General features: G+C 39.3%; 13 protein-coding genes. 12 read left to right on the top strand and 1 reads right to left on the bottom strand.

The features are described 5' to 3' along the window. Positions 1 to 17 precede the first annotated feature (17 nt). The 12 genes from KIM67_RS05500 (at position 18) to KIM67_RS05445 (ending at position 17,420) form a co-directional block, all read left to right on the top strand. A complete protein-coding gene (locus KIM67_RS05500; protein ID WP_213830341.1) occupies positions 18 to 698 on the top strand; it encodes a hypothetical protein in 681 nt (226 codons plus the stop codon). Between the two features lie 14 nt (positions 699 to 712). After that, complete coding sequence (locus KIM67_RS05495; protein ID WP_250149162.1) at positions 713 to 2,074, top strand: family 43 glycosylhydrolase; 1,362 nt, start codon at positions 713 to 715, stop codon at positions 2,072 to 2,074. Positions 2,075 to 2,085: 11 nt separating this feature from the next. Beyond that, on the top strand, positions 2,086 to 4,341 hold the full coding sequence (locus tag KIM67_RS05490) for a glycoside hydrolase family 3 N-terminal domain-containing protein (RefSeq protein ID WP_213830340.1): 2,256 nt from the start codon (positions 2,086 to 2,088) through the stop codon (positions 4,339 to 4,341). A gap of 71 nt (positions 4,342 to 4,412) precedes the next feature. Continuing rightward, positions 4,413 to 6,977, top strand: a complete 2,565-nt coding sequence (locus KIM67_RS05485; RefSeq protein ID WP_213830339.1) for a hypothetical protein — start codon at positions 4,413 to 4,415, stop codon at positions 6,975 to 6,977. A gap of 20 nt (positions 6,978 to 6,997) precedes the next feature. Further along, positions 6,998 to 8,116: a glycoside hydrolase family 105 protein gene (locus tag KIM67_RS05480; protein WP_213830338.1), complete on the top strand. Its 1,119-nt coding sequence runs from the start codon at positions 6,998 to 7,000 to the stop codon at positions 8,114 to 8,116. A gap of 5 nt (positions 8,117 to 8,121) precedes the next feature. After that, positions 8,122 to 9,408 carry an alginate lyase family protein gene (locus KIM67_RS05475; RefSeq protein WP_213830337.1) on the top strand — a complete coding sequence of 429 codons (1,287 nt, stop codon included), beginning with the start codon at positions 8,122 to 8,124 and terminating at the stop codon, positions 9,406 to 9,408. A 41-nt stretch (positions 9,409 to 9,449) separates the two neighbouring features. Next, positions 9,450 to 10,760, top strand: a complete 1,311-nt coding sequence (locus KIM67_RS05470) for a Gfo/Idh/MocA family protein (protein ID WP_213830336.1) — start codon at positions 9,450 to 9,452, stop codon at positions 10,758 to 10,760. Positions 10,761 to 10,766: 6 nt separating this feature from the next. Continuing rightward, the gene (locus KIM67_RS05465; protein ID WP_213830335.1) at positions 10,767 to 11,594 is read left to right on the top strand and encodes an acetolactate decarboxylase; all 828 of its coding nucleotides are present in this window, start codon (positions 10,767 to 10,769) and stop codon (positions 11,592 to 11,594) included. A gap of 35 nt (positions 11,595 to 11,629) precedes the next feature. Then, complete coding sequence (rhaM, locus tag KIM67_RS05460) at positions 11,630 to 11,944, top strand: L-rhamnose mutarotase (RefSeq protein ID WP_213830334.1); 315 nt, start codon at positions 11,630 to 11,632, stop codon at positions 11,942 to 11,944. Between the two features lie 128 nt (positions 11,945 to 12,072). Then, positions 12,073 to 13,650: a T9SS type A sorting domain-containing protein gene (locus KIM67_RS05455; RefSeq protein WP_213830333.1), complete on the top strand. Its 1,578-nt coding sequence runs from the start codon at positions 12,073 to 12,075 to the stop codon at positions 13,648 to 13,650. A gap of 315 nt (positions 13,651 to 13,965) precedes the next feature. Continuing rightward, complete coding sequence (locus KIM67_RS05450; RefSeq protein WP_213830332.1) at positions 13,966 to 15,885, top strand: hypothetical protein; 1,920 nt, start codon at positions 13,966 to 13,968, stop codon at positions 15,883 to 15,885. Between the two features lie 209 nt (positions 15,886 to 16,094). Then, positions 16,095 to 17,420, top strand: coding sequence for a sulfatase (locus KIM67_RS05445; protein ID WP_250149161.1), 1,326 nt, complete (start codon positions 16,095 to 16,097; stop codon positions 17,418 to 17,420). A 92-nt stretch (positions 17,421 to 17,512) separates the two neighbouring features. On the opposite strand, the gene KIM67_RS05440 is transcribed toward KIM67_RS05445, so the two are convergent. Beyond that, complete coding sequence (locus KIM67_RS05440; protein ID WP_213830330.1) at positions 17,513 to 18,652, bottom strand: lactonase family protein; 1,140 nt, start codon at positions 18,650 to 18,652, stop codon at positions 17,513 to 17,515. Between the last annotated feature and the right edge of the window lie 21 nt (positions 18,653 to 18,673).

Genomic DNA, 18,673 nt, shown 5'->3' with positions numbered 1-18,673 from the left:
ACTTTAAATTATGGGTTATGTTAATCTTCATAGCTTCTTGTAATGAAAAAGAGCAAGAAGAACCGGAAAATGCAGCAAATCATAGCCCTACCGTTGATCAACTGACCTATGTGGAAAAAGACGGTATTGTCAGTGTCGAATTCGAAACTGTTGAAGGAACGATTGAGTGGGAACGAGGAGCAACCCTGGAAGGCTTTGATGGTGAAGGCTATCTGATTTGGAACAAGGAAGATAACTTCACGACACCAGGTATCGGAACATTGACCTATAAAATAAATATCACTACCCCTGGAACGTATCAGTTTGTCTGGCGTTCAAGAATTTCTGAGGGCAATAGTATTTCAGAAGCCAATGATTCTTGGCTTCGATTTGGGGATGCAGCAGATTTTTTTGGGCAAAGGGAGGGTAGCACGGTATATCCCAAGGGTACTGGTAAAACTCCTAATCCCGAAGGAAATAGTGCAGATGGTTGGTTCAAAATTTATATGAACAGAGTTGGTAAATGGTTTTGGCGTTCCAATACCAGTGATAACGACCCGCATGATATTTTTGTTACGTTTGAAACTGCGGGCATATATACGATGGAGGTTTCCGGAAGGTCAAGATTCCATGGATTGGACAGGTTTGTGCTGTTTATAGAAGGAAAGACATTATCGGAAGCTCAAAATGCGGAAAGAAGTGAAATTGTTAGACCTTAAGTGGTAGAATCGATATGCAAAACAAAAAAAGTACATTACTTTTTTCATTATTCCTGATGGGCTTAATCGCTACAGGGCAAAATCCTATCGTCCCAAATAAAGGGCTTAACGACCCGCATATACACATATTTAAAGATACCGCTTACGTGTATGCTTCCCATGACAAATCTATAGAAAACAAGAGATTTATCATGGAAGATTGGTGGGTGTGGTCCTCCCCTGACCTGGTCAATTGGACGCACAGAAGTACCCTAAAACCAGAAGAAACCTATATTAGAAAACCTTTTGAGGGCTGTTGGGCAACCGACGTCGGATACAGAAACGGAAAATACTATTGGTATTTTTCAGAACGTAATCAACAAACTGGGGTTATGGTTGCCGATTCACCAACGGGCCCGTGGTCAGACCCCCTTGGAGAACCATTGTTGAAAGAAGACCTTACCCCTACAGATGAATATGATATGGCCATTTTTGAAGAAGATGGTGAACATTACATCATCTTTGGTGTTTGGGACTATTACATCGCCAAGCTCAACTACGATATGATAAGCTTGGCTGAAATACCCAAGAAAATTGAAATCAATAATCCGAGGGGACCTTATAACCAAGACGGCAAGAACACTGAAAAACCAACCGACGACAAACCTTTTGTTCACAAGTATAAAGACAAGTATTACCTATCATGGGGCTGTTTTTATGCCATATCCGATAATCTATATGGCCCATATAACTATATAGACACCGTTATAAAAAAAGAAAGCTTTGTCAAGGGTTACGAAGCCCCTACTTGGCCAAATGGATTTCTTCAAGGCAGGCATGGTTCATTCTTTGAGTGGCACAACCAATGGTATTATACGTATTGCGATATAAGCCAAACTGGTAACCGATGGTTTAGGGACACTTTCATTAGCTATGTACATTATAAAGACAATGGCAAAATCGCTACAATCCGTGTAGATGGCATTGGTGTCGCAAATTATAACGCCGATCAACCTGTAATTGAAGCTGAGGATTACTTTAAAATGGAAGGTATGGTAAAAAAAGAATATGGAGAAAATGGATTTATCGTTGCTACAAATACTAAAAAGAGCTATTTGAATTTTCCGAACATCAAAGAGATTAAAGGATATTCAGGAATTACGTTTACGATTGATTCGATTGAAGAAAGCCAATTTTCTATTGAAATTCGAAGGAATCAACTGGATGGTGAGGTGCTGGCATCCAAAGAAATCCAGATTGCACCGTTAGACAAAGATTTCACATCAGTTTCAATACCTATCACCAGCGGATTTGAAGAAACCGAGAACCTATACTTTTTGATTCATCAGAAAAGTGGTGAAGCACTCGAAATTGACAATTTTAAATTTTATAAATAACGATAATACGCATGAAATACCGTTTTCTATTTTATCTATTGCTTTTGGCTATTGGCACAAGTGCCCAAAAGAACAAAATGCCTTATCAAAACACGTCTCTTTCTATTGAAGAACGTGTTGAAGATTTGTTGCCTAGAATGTCATTGGAAGAAAAAGTAGCACAGATGCGCATTTTTCATGCTAATATTGGTGTGAAATCAGATGAAAAAGGGAAACTGGAATTATCTGAAAAGGTTATTGAAAAATTAAAACTCGGTATAGCCGGAATTAAAAATCCTGGAGAACATATTTCGCCATTGGCAGCGGCCAAACTGAACAATGAGCTTCAGAAATACATCATTAAAAGCAATCGATGGGGCATCCCAGCGTTGTTCGTAACCGAATCCTACAATGGTGTAGATGCAGCGGGTTGCACCAAATTTGGTCGTCCGATAACCTCAGCGGCTTCCTTTAATCCAGAACTCGTTAATCGAATTTGGGATGTAGTCGGTAAAGAAGCCCGTTTGCGCGGCATGCATATGTGCCACTCCCCCGAAGCCGATATCGTAAGAGACCCAAGGTTTGGCCGTATGTCGGAAGCGTTTGGGGAGGACACCTATTTGACCACTCAAATGGTTGTCAATGCCATAAAAGGTGTTCAAGGCGACTATGAAGGCCTTGGTAATGGAACCCATATTGGAGCGGTTGCAAAGCACTTTGCTGGTTACGGACAAGTACTTGGCGGATCCAATTTCGCAGCAGTAGAAATTTCGCCAAGGACCCTTATCGATGAAATCTACCCGCCATTTGAAGCAGCTGTAAAAGAAGCACGCACTTTGGGAATCATGGCCTCACACGGTGATTTGAACGGTGTTGCCAGTCACGGTAACCCAGAACTATTGACAGGCGTTTTGAGAGACCAATGGGGCTTTGATGGTTATGTCGTATCCGATTCCAATGACATTGCCAGGCTCTACTATTTTATGAAAGTTGCTGAAAGTCCAGAAGCCGCAGCCTTAATGGGATTAGTCGCTGGAATAGATATTGACCTGTATGCGGAAGATTCCTATGCTTATCTACCGGAAATGACCAAAAAAAAACCCAGTATTGAAAAAATGATAGACCGTTCCGTTAGGCGTGTGCTTCGGACCAAAATGATACTGGGATTATTTGACAATCCATATATCGACATCAAAAAAGTTGAAAAAGAAGTACGTTCCGAAGCTTCTTTAGCGTTAGCACAAGAGGCCGATTTGGAATCTATCATCCTTTTAAAAAATGAAGGCAGTATACTGCCACTTAAAAAGGAAAACCAAAAAATAGCCTTGTTGGGTCCGTTATTTTACGAAGGTACTAAGGCTGCTTTTGAAGAGGTAGCAGAAAGCACTGTTACTTTTGTTGCCGAACAGGGTTTTGAATTGACCGATGGGAATACAAGTGTACCAAAAATACGTTCTACCACACCTGAAGAACTGGACAAGCTTTTGGATATAGCAAAACAGTCAGACGTGGTAATCCTGTTTCTAGGTGGGGATGAATTCACATCTAAAGAAGCTTACTTTAATAATGCATTGGGTGATCGTGCCACAATTGAGCCTGTTGGTGCTCAAGACGAATTGGTAAAACGGGTAAAAGCATTGGGCAAACCAGTTATTGTTGTTTTAAAACACCGAAGGACCCTTTCAATCAATACAATTTCAGAAAAAGCCGATGCTATTTTAGACGGTTGGGATTTAAGTGAATTTGGAGATTCATCTATGGCCAAAATCATTTTTGGGGAAGTTTCCCCATCTGGTAAATCACCTGTAACCGTGCCGCGTTCTATCGGTCAACTTCCCTTTCATTACAGCATGAAGGAAATCAATAATAAAAAAGGCTATTTGTTTTTGGAAGATGGGCCATTGTATCCTTTTGGTTTTGGTTTGAGCTATGGAAAATTTGCTTACAGTAACCTTAGTCTTTCTTCGGAAACAATGACATCAACTTCAGAAATTACGGTTAACGTTCAAGTGACCAATATAGGTAAAATGAAAGCCAAGGAGGTGGTACAACTCTATCTTAAAGATGAGATAGGTTCCGTAACACGACCTGACAAAGAGTTAAAAGGATTTGAGAAAATTGAGCTCAATCCAGGTGAATCAAAAACAGTGACCTTTACCATCGTACCCAAAATGCTGGAATTCACAGGGCTAAAAATGAAGAAAATTTTAGAACCAGGTGACTACAGCGTCATGACGGGAACTTCTTCAAAAGAAAATCTAACTGCAAAATTTAGATTGGAAAAATGAGTATGGGTCGACAACTAAAAATAGGGAATTGTAAGTTAAAGGTTTTGACTTTGATCATTGTCATTAACTGTATGCTTATAGTAAACAATAAGCTATTTGCCCAGTCAACAGAGCGTCCATTAATTTGGGTAAAACCAGCCGACAGAGCTGGAATTCTAAAAAAAATCAAAGATTACCATGAAGTAAAACAATACTATCAAAAATTTCAGAAAAGGGTCGAAAAAGATATCGCACAGTATCAAAAAGATAAAGAACGTTACCTATTCCAACTACCATGGAATTTGGATTTAAATAAAGCCAAAAACTACCCTCCCTTTAAAACATACATCTCTTTTAATGGAAAGGACAGACAGGAACAAGACATAATGATGCATTATTTGCAAACTGCTGTAGATTGTGGTGTACTTTATTTTTTGACGGAAGAAGAATCGTATGCAGAATATGCCGCTACCATACTTCATACGTTTGTCAATGGCCTGCTTCAACTCCCCATCAAAAAAGAATATCACAATGCAGGTTGGATCTACACCAAGGACCATCTTCGCGAGGCAAGGGAAATAGGAGCACAATTGCCCATTATTTATGATTTTGTGCATTCGTACTTAAAACCAGGTGGGAAAGTGTATGATTTAGCAGCGTCTGAAATGGTACTTTTTGATTTTTCAAATGGCCAAAAGGTATTTCGAACTTATGTTGACCTTGCACTTGAACGAGGGATTATAAACTGTAATTGGCCTATATTGGAATCTCCAAGTTTGGTAGGCAATATTCTGGCTTTGGATGACGAACAAGAACGTGAAGAACTACTGCCCTATTTTTTAACAAAGAATACCAAGCGCCAAGACGCCTTTGAAAAAATTAGTGCCCATTATCTAGATTATGGTGGGGATTGGCCCGAGAGCATCAATTATTCAAACGGAGTAAATCGATTTTTGACGTATTTGATGACAATCATGGTCAAATATCGACCTTCATTACAATTGGGCAAGAACAATTCCCATATTTTAGAGGCACTGCCCAAAGATTATTTTCTGACTTATCCCAATAAAACAGAAACGCTCAGCTTTGGTGACGGCCATCGCCAATATCGTCCCAATCATCATGCCTATGAAACTGCTTATCATCTAGCTAAACTTGAAAAACTAGAAATATTACAAGATAAATTTGGCTCACTTATCAATAGTGCTGTTGCCAATAAAAAGTATAAGAGATTTCAATTAAAGGAGCGAAGTTATAGTGCCACATATTATGGTGAACCCACTAAGTTACTTTGGTTTGAACCTAGCATTGAGGGTAGCGTTAAAGACTATCCCTTGCCTTCAACAGATGAGTTACCTTTTGCCGGTATTGTTTTGCAACGAAATCTGAGTGAAACCAATAATCCCAAAGATGGCCTAATGAGTTTTGTTGGTGGTGGTCATTATGTTCATGGGCATGCTACAGGAATGTTCATGGAATTATATGGCAAAGGTTTCGTACTAGGTAATAAATCGGGCCGTAGCACATACCGAACCGAAATCCATGAAAATTACTATCGGATTTTTGCTTCTAACAATACCGTGGTGGTCAATGGTGCTTCTGAAGGTAAAGGTGGCTGGGCCGGATTGGAAATTAATACAGTAGCACAAATTGCCGTTGAACCTAGACCAGAAAAAAAACCTGTATCACCATTTCATTCATTCTCAATGACAAGTTTTAAAGATGATAAAGGCGATAATGCAGAAGCAATACAGGAACGGACTATGGGTATTGTGAGAACTTCACCCACTACCGGATATTATATCGATGTGTTCCGTTCCAAATCTGAGTTACCTAATGAATTCCATGATTACATTTACCACAACATTGGGGAATCTCTTCAATTAAAACATAGCAAAGGAGAACTAACCTTAACTTCTGACCCCAATCGATATTCAAATTCCAAAAACAAACCCTGGACAAATAACAAAGAAGCTCGCCACCCTGGTTGGCATTATTTCAAAGAAATTAAGTCTAGTGATACATTTAAAGAAAATGTTACTGCGGTATTCAAAGCGGAAAAACTTGCCAAAACATCTATTGGTATGAAGGCTTTCATCATGGGTAATGAAAATAGAACCTACACCAAAACCATGGCACCACCCACTTTAGAAGGTCCTAAAGTGTATCGTGATGCAAAGACCCCTACTCTGGTCGTTCGGCAAAATGGTGAGGCATGGCATAATCCATTTGCAGTAATCTATGAGCCCATCAGCAACAATCAGAGCCATCTTACATCGGTAATTAAAATAGAGCGTGATGGTATATTCAAAGGTTTTCAAGTTACAAGTGAATCTTCCAGGGGACCCTTAAAACAATACATTATCATTCAAGAATCTCCATTGGATATGTATATGGATTCAAAGCAAAAACTATCGTTTACCGGGCGCTATGCTGTTATCACCCTAGATGAACGTAACAACTTATTTTCAACTTATATAGGTGATGGCAGTGCTTTGAATTATGGGAATTTAAGCGTCAAAGTTGAAAAAGAAGAAACAGCCGCAGTGTTTATCTCTTTTGAAGATGGTGAACCCAAGGTCAGTACAACCAAAAAAATCATACTTAAGTCAGGAGCAAATCATATGAAGTCATATACTCCAACACACCATAACTAATACTATTTTAACACAGCACAATGAAAAGCAAACTATTACAAAGCAAGGGCACAGCACTAATTTTATTTTTAGCCTGTTCGACACTCTTGGCACAAAACACCTTGGATAAGGTGCAAATTGAAAAAGCCATGGTAAAAGCCTTAGAATGGCAAGAAGCACATCCAATTTTTGCATTGGCGCCAACAGACTGGACCAACGGAGCATATTATGTTGGGGTAAGTAAAGCCCATCAAGCAACAAAGAATCCCATTTTTTTAGCTGCTTTAAAAACGATGGGGTATTACAATGAATGGAAACCACTATACCGCACATATCATGCTGATGATGTCGCCATTTCGTATATGTACCTCTATGCCAATTCTACAAGGAAGAACTTAGTCGACCTTGGACCAACAAAAGTATTTTTGGACACTCACCTCTACGAACCAAACCCATGGAAAGACGGAACGGACAAGAAAAAAGAGAAAAAAATTCTTTGGTGGTGGTGCGATGCGCTCTTTATGGCACCACCGGTACTAACCGTTTATGCAAAACAAACAGGTGAACAAAAATACTTGGATGCCATGCACAAGTACTATATGGAAACCTATAATCTTTTGTACGATAAAGAGGAAAAACTTTTTGCCAGGGATACTCGTTTTCAATGGGGTGTAAATGATGAGGATTTAAAAGAACCAAATGGCAAGAAAATATTCTGGGCCCGAGGAAATGGATGGGTACTTGGTGGCCTAGCTTTAATACTAACCGATTTACCAAAAGAGTATGAGCATTATGATTTCTACCTGAATCTTTACAAGGAAATGGCAGCCCGAATTGCATCATTACAACAAGAAGATGGATTATGGCGAACCAGTCTTTTATCACCGGAATCGTTTGATCATGGTGAAGTAAGTGCAAGTGGATTTTACACCTATGCTTTGGCATGGGGGGTGAACAATGGCATTCTTGATGAAACCAAATATACCCCGAAGGTAAAAAAAGCATGGAAGGCTTTGGTAGCATGTCAGCATGAAAATGGCATGGTTGGTTGGGTGCAGGATATCGGTGCAAGTCCAGAACCTGCAACCAAGGATAGCTGGCAAAACTACGGTACTGGAGCTTTTTTATTGGCAGGAAGTGAGTTATTAAAATTAGAATAGACCATATGTATATCAACTCATTTAAATCAGTGGTTTTAGCGATCTTTTTTGTAACAGCCCATACTTTTGGGCAGGATTATACAGCAGAAAATAAAAATGATTCCAAAGAAACCAGTATCCTGGAAACAAATACCATACCTGTTATAAGCAATACATTGACCAACCACAACTATAACAAGTTATTATTGGTGAAACAAGTAATTAGAAATGAATCGGAAACGTATCTGCCAGCCTACAAAAAATTGCTTGAAGCTGCGGATAATGCATTAGAAGAAGGCCCGTTTTCTGTAATGCAAAAGAAGAAAGTGGCAGCCAGTGGCGATAAGCATGATTATTTGAGCTTGGCACCATATTGGTGGCCAGATCCAGAAAAAACGGACGGACTTCCATGGATCAGAAAAGACGGTGAAGTCAACCCGGTCACTACAGGGGAGAATGTAGATAAAACTGCCAAGAACAAAATGTTCAATAACGTAAGTAGCCTTTCATTAGCATACTTCTTTTCTGATGATGAAAAATATGCCGATAAAATTAAAGAACTGCTAAAGGTCTGGTTTGTGGATGAGGCCACTAGAATGAATCCCAATTTAAATCACGCCCAAGGCATACCTGGCGAGAATACGGGAAGGGGGTTTGGCATTATAGAATTTTCAGGTATCGTTAATATCCTGACTGCCATAGAAATTTTAGAACTAAATCAATTGCTAGAACCTGATTTGGACAGTGCTCTTAAAAAATGGATGGATGAGTATCTCAAGTGGCTACAGACCAGCGAATTTGGACTTTTTGAAAAATCTAGAACCAATAATCACGGTACATTATACGACGTGCAAGAAGTAGCGCTGTTGCTATTCTTCGATAAAACAGCTGAAGCAAGGACTGTTTTGGAAAGTGTTTTTGAAAAAAGAATTGTCGAGCATATCGAAGCTGATGGGAGTCAACCTAATGAGCTTAAGCGAACAAAGGCGCTTACTTATAGCATTCTAAATCTATCAGGACTTACAAAGCTTGCATTTTATGGAAGAAAAGAGGGGGTCAATGTAGATTTATGGAACCAAAAATCACCTGATGGAGATATGCAAAAAGCCTATGACTATCTTTATCCGTACCTAAACAAAAAAAACAGTTGGCCTTACGAACAGCTAGGAGATATGGATAAAGCCATAGAACGATTACAAAGAATGTTTGTAACTTCAGGGAGTATGTTGAGTATTGAAAAATACTGCCAAATAGCTTCTGAACTTAAAGGAAGTGATAACTTACAACAACTTACACATCCTTGTTTACCGTAATGGACTAAGATATATATTGGACAAAATCAAAAAACTCAAACATGAAAAAACAGGAGAAAACCAATAGCAATACCAAGGCATCAATCTCCAGGAGAAAATTCATCAGAAATACTGCGTTGACCGCAGGTTTAATCTCTATTGTGCCAAGGCATGTTTTAGGTAGAGGTTTTACGGCCCCAAACGATAAAATCAATTTGGGATACATTGGCCTCGGGAAACAAGGCGGAATTCTCGCAAATAAATTTCTGAGCAATACCCAAGCACAAATTGTCGCTGGTACAGACGTGTGGATACCAAAACAAGAATGGTTTAAAGGCCTGGTCGAGGGCTATTATGCAGAAAAAAGAAATGTTTCAGGCTATAAAGGAGTGACCACTTATTTGAACTATGAAGAGCTTTTGCAGCAAAAGGGTTTGGATGCGGTAGTTATTTCCACTCCTGACCATTGGCATGCCAAACAAACCGTTGATTCCATGAAATTAGGGAAAGATGTGTATTGTGAAAAACCCATGACCAATACCATTAAAGATGGAAGGGACATGGTGAATGCACTACAAAAATATGATAGTGTACTACAGGTTGGCAGTATGCAACGATCATGGGCAAAATTTAAAAAAGCCCATGAAATAGTATCCTCTGGAAAACTGGGAGAAATCAAAAAAGTATTGGTTAATGTTGGGGATCCCTATCGTAGTTATGACTTGCCGGCAGAACCAACACCAGAAGGGATAGATTGGAATTTATGGTGTGGGCCTGCACCACTGCTAACCTACCATCATACTATTGCACCAAAAGTCGTGAAGTCCTACCCTGATTGGCGCGAGTTTAAAGAGATTGGCGGTGGAAGACTAGCAGATTGGGGCACACATATGTTCGATATTGCCCAATGGTGTTTAGGCATGGACAACACGGGTCCCGTATCTTTTATTCCTCCTAAAGACCCTAATGCTGTAAGGGGTTTGCAAATGTTCTATGAAAATGGTGTAGAACTGGTGCATGAAGATTTTGGCAGAAGCTGGGCCGTTCGTTTTATAGGTAGCGAAGGAACTTTGGATGTGAGCAGAAGCTTTATCGAAACTACGCCTAAGAACATACTAATGCCCAATGGAGGTGACCCTAAAGGCTTGTTCAATGACCAAGGCAATCATTATCAAAACTGGTTGGATGCCATAAAAAGCAGAAAGCAACCTATATGTGACGTGGAAACAGGACATCGTTCTGCATCCATTTGCCATATTGCCAATATCGCTTATGAACTCAATAGACCGTTACAATGGAATCCATACAAAGAGAAGTTTATTGGAGACTCTGAAGCGAATAAAATGAGAAAACGTAAAAAAAGAAAATATTGATTCAATATGAAGTTTTTAAGTGGATGTAGTGTTGTATTTCTTTTATTGTGCCTTTTTGGCTGCAATGAGCAGAAACCCACTGCAAAAAAAAATGATGAAAAACAAGAAAGTAGTGAAAGGGCCGTAATGGTAAACGACACCTATTACCATTACAGTATTTGGTGGGCTTTTGTCAATAAGGTTTTTGATGCGGACCTTTCTGTGGCAACCTTAAAAACCAAGGGTGACACAGGACTTGGCTCCTTTAACCTACTTGATGGTGAAATGGTGATGATTGATGGAATCGCTTATCGTGTTCGAGAAGATGGCACCATTAGTGAAGGAGCGGATTCGGATACCATCGTATATGCAAACGCAGCTTTTTTTAATAAAGAAATCACGGTTGAATTAAAAAATCAACCGATTACTGACATCGAGCTTTTAAAATCAAAACTTTTAGAAGCCCTTCCCTCTAAGAATTTCTTCTACGTATTCAAAATTAATGGAGTTTTTGACTACATGAAATGTGGTGGACTCAAAAAACAAAAACCTCCCTTTGACGAAGGACTTGATGTGCTTATCCCCAATAGGCCCATTTTTGAAGGCAATGACGTTTCTGGAACCATTGTTGGTTTTTATTGCCCTGATTTCATCGGAAATATCAATGTAAAAGGATTTCATTTTCATTTTATTTCTGGCGATAAAAAGCTTGGTGGCCATGTTATGGATTTTGAATCCTCCAATATCCTAAACGTTGGTATTGATAAAAAGACCGATTACCATTTTGTGCTTCCGGATAATACTGAGTTTGAAAATGTGAGTTTGGAAAAAGAATTCCAATACAAGAAGAGCTAAAAACTGCTGCTGAATAAGCTGACAAAATCCACGAAATGCAACGACTAGCCTTTAAAATGAAATTAAATCCTGGTCAAAAGGATGTTTATATAAAAAGACACAATGAATTGTGGCCAGAGTTAAAAAAAATTCTTAAGGATTCAGGAGTAAGTGAGTATTCTATTTTTTTGGATGAAGAAACTCATACGCTCTTTGCCTTTCAAAAGGTTTCAGGTCAAGAGGGATCACAAGAACTTTCAAACAATCCCATCGTGAAAAAATGGTGGGCCTTTATGGCGGACATTATGGAAACCAATCCGGATAACTCACCAATTTCATATTCGTTAGAAGAGGTTTTCTATATGAAGTGAAACACATATTGCCATCAAATCATTATCAAAAGTACTAAAGATAAAGTATTGTTTTACAGGATGGTGCAGGATGCTTGTTCAGTTAATATTCCATTAATTGTAGTATTAAACCTATAAAACCCCATGTCATGAAAAGAATTACTTTCCGTTGTGCGGCTTGGTCCGTACTCGCTTTTTTATGTGTAGAGATGTCTATGGCTCAAGTACTTTGGTACGGTGACCCAAATGAAGATGTACGAACCGTGTTTAGAAGATTAGATCCCAATGGAAATAGCAATCCATCCGGAAGCCAATGCGTTGATGACCCAAACAATCCCCCTACCGTATCCACTCCCACCGATTCCGATTTTGGTAAATACTGGCGGATTACAAAGCCAACATCTAGAAAGAGGGCTGAATTTGCACGTACCAACGGTTTTATACCCCAAGAAGGCCAGACATACTATATCGGATGGCGATGGAGAATTAATTCAACCCCAAATTTGAATGATGGGATAGCCGTATTTCAATGGAAAACCGACCCAGGAGGAAATACAAACTCCAATAAACAAAACTACGCGTTCAATATGGGCTATGATGGCAATGAACTTACCATTAATGCTTATGGGCCTGCAGAACCCAATTGGGATCAGCCAGGGTCTATAAACCAAAGAAAAACTACGATTTGGAAAAAAAACGTATCCGAAAATAGTTGGGTAAGTTTGGTATTCAGGGTCAAAGTAGATCGGGATTTTGATAGCTCCAACAATAGATACAACGGCTTTATAGAATTCTGGTTCAACGGTTCAAAGCAAACCTTGATGAACTCAGATTTCGATGAATATCAAGTAGTATTGGCAAATAATAACAAAAGGGCATATCACAGAACCAATGATGGGTCTGAAGTCTACATGAAGTGGGGCTCTTACAATGAAAATGCTTGTGACTATGGCATTCTGACCGATTTTGATGACATGCGGGTGGCAGAAACATACAGTGAGGCCAGACCAGAGCCCGCCGGTAATACTGGTGGTTCTTCAATAGAGGGCACCTATCGGTTTAAAAATGTGGCCACTGGACAATATATGGACTCGAATGGGGCAACTGTGGCTTCAAGCAGCTCTCCCAGCGGGAGTGATAGGCTTTGGAGAGTGGTAGAATCGGCGCCAGGCTTGTACAATATAGATTCAGAATTTTCAGGGGGTAGAGGAGTTTTGGATACAAATGGAAATGGTGCTGTTGTAGGTAGCAACATAGAACCGGTGGTTACTACGGATGATAAAGAATGGAGTGTTGAATCAGTTAGTGGAAATATATACAGGTTTAAAAACAATTTTATTGGAAGAGGTTATTTAGCAGTAGATACTTCAACAGGTATTGTCGAGTATACTACTACATGGAATGGTCCTAGAGCACAATGGACTTTGGAGCCGGTAAGTACTAATCTTACAACACAACTTTTAATACCGGATAGCTTAGAGGAAGTGCCATCTAATTTTAAGTTATATCCAAATCCTGTGAGTTACTCGTTACGGATTGATGATGCCCTAGAGGGCATGAATACAATCAATGTGTATGATTTATCCGGTAGTAAGGTTATGTCAGAGCATGTTGAAGGCAATGGCACATATTCCCAACTTGATGTAAGCGTATTATCAAAAGGAATATATATTTTGGAAATCATAGGCAAGAACGAAACAGTGAAGAAAAAATTTGTGAAAGAATAGTTTGTAGAACAAGCACGTTACTGTTGATGCACCTATGTTAATTCATAGGTGCATTTTTTATCTGAAAAACAGTATGGGTCCTTTGCTTTGAAAAAAATCCAGTATAGTACAGGATGACAGATTTCTAAAAAGATGGTAACATTAAACTTATCATTGTAAAGTGTCCTATTTTGAAAATTATAGAAACAAAATCTAAATCTTATCTGAAGAACACGTTTTATCACAGTATGTACTTTTTTTAAGGTTTAATGTTTTTTATTGGATGTTCACCAAAAAATGATATGAATGCTAAAAATGACTTTTAAATAAAATTCAATGGAACGACGGGACTTCACACAACTCTCCGCTCTAGCTAGTATGGGATTGTTATTACCCCTACAAGCCTGCAGGAACAAAGTTAATTTAGAGCATCAAGAAAGTGGTGGGTCAATACCATTTGAAGCATTAACTTTTCAACTTTTGACCACGTGGAGCGATGCCATGGTTGACACTCAAATTGATGACCCTGAAAAACCGGAAGTACACGGAGCTTTGTATTGCAAAGCTTGTAACCGAATTCATGGTCGCTGTATGGATGCCGTGTATCCTTTTTTATATATGGCAGATAAAACTGGAGAGCAAAAATACTTGGATGCGGCAATCAATGTGATGAAATGGTCTAAAAACGTCTCCATGCCAGATGGCAGTTGGACAGTAGTTCCCGACCCTAAGTCTTGGAGAGGCATTACCGTTTTTGGAGCAATCGCCTTAGGCGAAGCCTTACATCATCACGGACACGTTTTACCAAAGGAAATTCGTGATGACTGGACACAACGTTTACAGAAAGCAGCAAAGTTTATCCATGAAAATTTCACTATAGATTACAGTCACATAAATTATGCCTTCACAGCTGTATATGGTCTTAATTTTTTGGGTCGTATGTTCAAAAATGAAGCATATATAGATCATAGTCGACAGTTGGCAGATGAAGTTCCTAATTGGCTGACAAAACCGAACAAACTCATTTTCGGGGAAAACAAACCTTCCGATGAACCAAGTGCAAAAGGGCTGTTGCCAGTAGACCTCGGTTACAATGTTGAAGAAACCTTGAACGGATTGGTGCAATATGCCATCCTAGAAAAAGATGAACAATTGCTACAGCTGCTAACAGAGTCAATGAATGGACATCTGGAGTTTATGTTACCCGATGGTGCATGGGACAATAGCTGGGGTACGCGTCAAAACAAATGGAGCTATTGGGGCAGTCGAACTACAGATGGTTGCCAACCCGCATTTGCTTTGATGGCAGATAGAAACCCCGCATTCGGCACCGCTGCATTCTTAAGCACGGAGCTTTTGAAACGTTGTACCATAAACGGCTTGTTGGCCGGAGGTCTTCATTACGAATCCCATGGCATAAAACCTTGCCTGCACCACACCTTTGCACACGCAAAATCTTTGGCATTTATCTTAGATAATACTGATAGGTTACCTGAGATTTCAAAAAAAATAGCCCTGCCCAGAAGTAAAGCCGAAGGAATAAAACATTTTCCCGAACTAGATGTATGGTTGGCCGCAAAGGGACCATGGAGAGCTACAGTGTCCTCCAACGATGTTATTTTTAAAAAACCGCATTCGCAAGGGGCGACCGGAGGCTCGCTTGCAGTTCTTTGGCACAATAAAGTAGGACCTATTTTCACAGCAAGTATGGCCGAATATATATTGGTAGAGCGTTACAACCAACAACCCCAACCAAATGGAGAGGATTTTCCCTTGACCCCAAGAATTGAGTCCAATAGAGATGGGAAATGGTATAGCAATCTGTTCGATTTAAAAGCAAAGGTTAAAACAAACGAAAAAAACAACACGCTTAACTTTGAAGTAGTAACCCAATTGACTGATAGGGAAAGAGCAATTTTACCTGATTCCAATTATCAGTTAAATTACAGCTTCAGCATAGAAAAGACGATTATTGTGGCCAAGAAAGTAAATGATACTCCGTTGGATAAAGAAGCGTCATTGGTACTTCCAATAATTTCCCCGCAACACGAACAAGTTGTCCAGGTATCAGAAAACCTTATTGAGATTCAAAAAAAAGAAGGTAAGATTTCGGTTATGGCCAATGTTCCCTTTATCATTGTTAAAACAAAAAAGAAACGGGTTTTCAATATGGTACCTGGCATGGAAGCCATCCTTGTAAAAGCGGTCTTTGAAGAGGGTACAAATGAAATTAAGTGTGAGATAACTGTTGGGTGAGTACTATCAAAGTACAAATTTGCCAGAGAGTGCAGGACAGTTTACTGTTCTGATATTTGTATTATTGGTAATATCGTATAATTACACTTATTCCAATAAATATGAAGCGCTGTCTCTATCATTTTTTACTAGTTATTTTGTTGTCGATTTCATGTAAAGGCCAACAAAAAGAGATTCAAAAAAATGAGTCTAAGCCGTTGAATATCTTAATGATAGCGGTTGATGATTTACGGCCCGAACTCAATATTTATGGGGCCAACCATATTAAGTCCCCAAATTTGGACAAGCTTGGTTCTGAAAGTGTGGTATTCGAGCGTGCCTATTGTAATATTCCCGTATGTGGAGCTTCAAGAGCTAGTATATTGACTGGGGCTCGCCCCACTAGAAATCGTTTCATTGTAGCACAAACAAAGAAAGATGAAGATTATCCCGAAGCTGTTTCCTTACCGATGCTATTAAAACAAAATGGGTATCGAACAATTTCAAACGGTAAAATTTACCATCATAAAACCGATGATGCCGATGCTTGGGACGAAATCTGGCAAGCTGACCGATTATGGGATTATGCTCTTGAAGTAAGTCAAGAAATTCGAAGAAATACGCACAGGGGGCTCCCATTTGAATCAGCTGATGTGCATGATTCGGTTTATCGCGATGGTAAATTGGCTTTGAAAGTCATCGAAGATTTAAAAAAGTTTAAACGTTCGGAAGAACCTTTTTTTCTGACCATGGGCGTGGCAAAACCCCACCTTCCTTTCACAGCTCCAACAAAATATTGGAATTTATACGACCGTGAAGAAATTAAATTGCCCGAAAGTTATATCCAACCAACATCCACACCCAAAAACGCCTTTCATAAGTTTGGTGAATTACGCAATTACGAAGGAATCCCAAAAGAAGGGCATCTCCCTGAGGCTTTAGCCAAAGAATTAATTCATGGGTATTATGCCGCAGTGAGCTATATCGATGCCCAAATAGGACTGGTGTTGGATGAACTGGATAAGCTAGGATTGGCAGAGAACACCATTGTAGTGCTCTGGGGAGACCACGGGTGGAATCTAGGCGACCATCAGCTATGGTGCAAGCATTCAACATTTGAAAAGGCCTTGCGAACCCCATTATTTATAAAAGTGCCAGGAAAAACAAACGGTCAGAAAACAAAAGTAATAACCGAATACGTTGATGTATACCCTACACTATGTGAACTTATCGGCATAGCTATTCCAAATACTGTTGAAGGGCGTAGTGTTGTTTCCATAATTAATGGTGAGGAAAGCAATAAGAACTGGGCTGTCAGTAAATTTAAAGATGCCGTCACCTTGATCAAAGGAGATTTATTCTATACGGAATGGACGGATGACAAGGGTATTGCTTACGAGCGCATGCTATTTGATCATAGCAAAGACCCTTTGGAGCTTGATAATTTAGCAGAAAAAGTAGCATACCAAGAAACAGTTGCCAAACTTGCAAAAGAATTACGGGAAAAATGGGGTAAGGATTTTTTAGCAGGTACAGCTGAATCAGAAAAAAATTGATACAGTGGTTTTCCTTTTTTAGTCTAGCCAATCCAATGTTTCTCAAACATATCTAAAATACCATTTTATAAAATGTAGATTTAACTTATTATTTACTCTCCATAAGTTCGCATTTGCAAACTTGAAGGATTTTTGATAGCTAACTCTTTTTGCAGTTTTGACAATCTACCTGTTTCACTATGTCTTTTAAAAACGACCACATTGTTGGTAAATTGGTTGGCCACCAACAAAAAATTACCAGACGGGTCAAGGCAAAAATTTCGAGGATGTTCGCCATAAGTCGATTCGTGTCCCACCAGTGTAAGCCTACCTGTATTCTCGTCTATTGAAAAAATGGAAATGCTATCCTCTTCCGGACCACGATTAGAGGCGTAAAGAAATTTTCCATCTGGTGAAATATGAATATCAGCGGCGCGATAAAGGTCTTGTTTTTTACTGTATGACAGGTAATCTTCGATGTACTCAAGCTTTCCATCTGTATAGGAATATGCTGTTATCGTGCCGCTTAATTCCGCCACGCCATAACTAAAGTTGCCATTGGGATGAAACGTGAAATGTCTTGGACCGCTACCTGGTTTTACTGCTACATAGCCAGATTCTTTGAGTCGTAATGTATCCTCTGCGGGATAGATCACTTTGAAAACCCTTATTTTATCTGCTCCCAAATCCTGTCCGAACAAAAAATCCCCATCTGGTGAAAAATTAGTGGAATGTAAATGTGCTTCATCTTGTCTGCCCCTTACAATACTACTATCCTGAAAAGTAATGAGTTGGTGATTTTTTTGTAAACTACCGTTGGCATTTATTTTAAAGACCGATATACCAGCATCGGTATAATTTGAATTTATCAAATAATTTCCAGTAGGATGTACAGCCAAGTGGGCAGGGTTTCTACCCCCAGAATCTTGCAAATTCAATAGCTCTAGCTTACCCGTTAAGGAATCTATAGCGAATGCAGCTACTTTTCCATTGGATTGCAATTGACTTTCTAAAACGGAGTACAAATGGCGACCGTTAGACGAAATCTTCAGAAATGAGGGGTTGATGGTATTTTCTTCCTCATGTACAAGTTGTAACGCCCCAGAATTGGTATCAAACTCATAAACATGAATTCCTTTTACTGGTTTTCCCTCTGTAAAACTCCCTACGAACAAAAAAGTCTTTGCGGTCTTATTTGAGCAATTCAGCAATAAGCCAAGTAGGGGCAAAAGAATAACAATTCTATAATTCATAAGTTAACATATTGAACTTTG

The organism is Flagellimonas sp. 389, from assembly GCF_018449435.1.
Lineage (GTDB): Bacteria > Bacteroidota > Bacteroidia > Flavobacteriales > Flavobacteriaceae > Flagellimonas.
Note: the sequence above shows the minus strand (reverse complement) of the source record. Positions and strands in the feature narration are given on the sequence as shown.

Bases quoted from the DNA above. Each gene is read 5' to 3' on its own strand.
- KIM67_RS05500 (WP_213830341.1), top strand. From the start codon at position 18: ATGTTAATCTTCATAGCTTCTTGTAATGAAAAAGAGCAAGAAGAACCG.
- KIM67_RS05495 (WP_250149162.1), top strand. From the start codon at position 713: ATGCAAAACAAAAAAAGTACATTACTTTTTTCATTATTCCTGATGGGC.
- KIM67_RS05490 (WP_213830340.1), top strand. From the start codon at position 2,086: ATGAAATACCGTTTTCTATTTTATCTATTGCTTTTGGCTATTGGCACA.
- KIM67_RS05485 (WP_213830339.1), top strand. From the start codon at position 4,413: ATGCTTATAGTAAACAATAAGCTATTTGCCCAGTCAACAGAGCGTCCA.
- KIM67_RS05480 (WP_213830338.1), top strand. From the start codon at position 6,998: ATGAAAAGCAAACTATTACAAAGCAAGGGCACAGCACTAATTTTATTT.
- KIM67_RS05475 (WP_213830337.1), top strand. From the start codon at position 8,122: ATGTATATCAACTCATTTAAATCAGTGGTTTTAGCGATCTTTTTTGTA.
- KIM67_RS05470 (WP_213830336.1), top strand. From the start codon at position 9,450: ATGAAAAAACAGGAGAAAACCAATAGCAATACCAAGGCATCAATCTCC.
- KIM67_RS05465 (WP_213830335.1), top strand. From the start codon at position 10,767: ATGAAGTTTTTAAGTGGATGTAGTGTTGTATTTCTTTTATTGTGCCTT.
- rhaM (WP_213830334.1), top strand. From the start codon at position 11,630: ATGCAACGACTAGCCTTTAAAATGAAATTAAATCCTGGTCAAAAGGAT.
- KIM67_RS05455 (WP_213830333.1), top strand. From the start codon at position 12,073: ATGAAAAGAATTACTTTCCGTTGTGCGGCTTGGTCCGTACTCGCTTTT.
- KIM67_RS05450 (WP_213830332.1), top strand. From the start codon at position 13,966: ATGGAACGACGGGACTTCACACAACTCTCCGCTCTAGCTAGTATGGGA.
- KIM67_RS05445 (WP_250149161.1), top strand. From the start codon at position 16,095: ATGATAGCGGTTGATGATTTACGGCCCGAACTCAATATTTATGGGGCC.
- KIM67_RS05440 (WP_213830330.1), bottom strand. From the start codon at position 18,652: ATGAATTATAGAATTGTTATTCTTTTGCCCCTACTTGGCTTATTGCTG.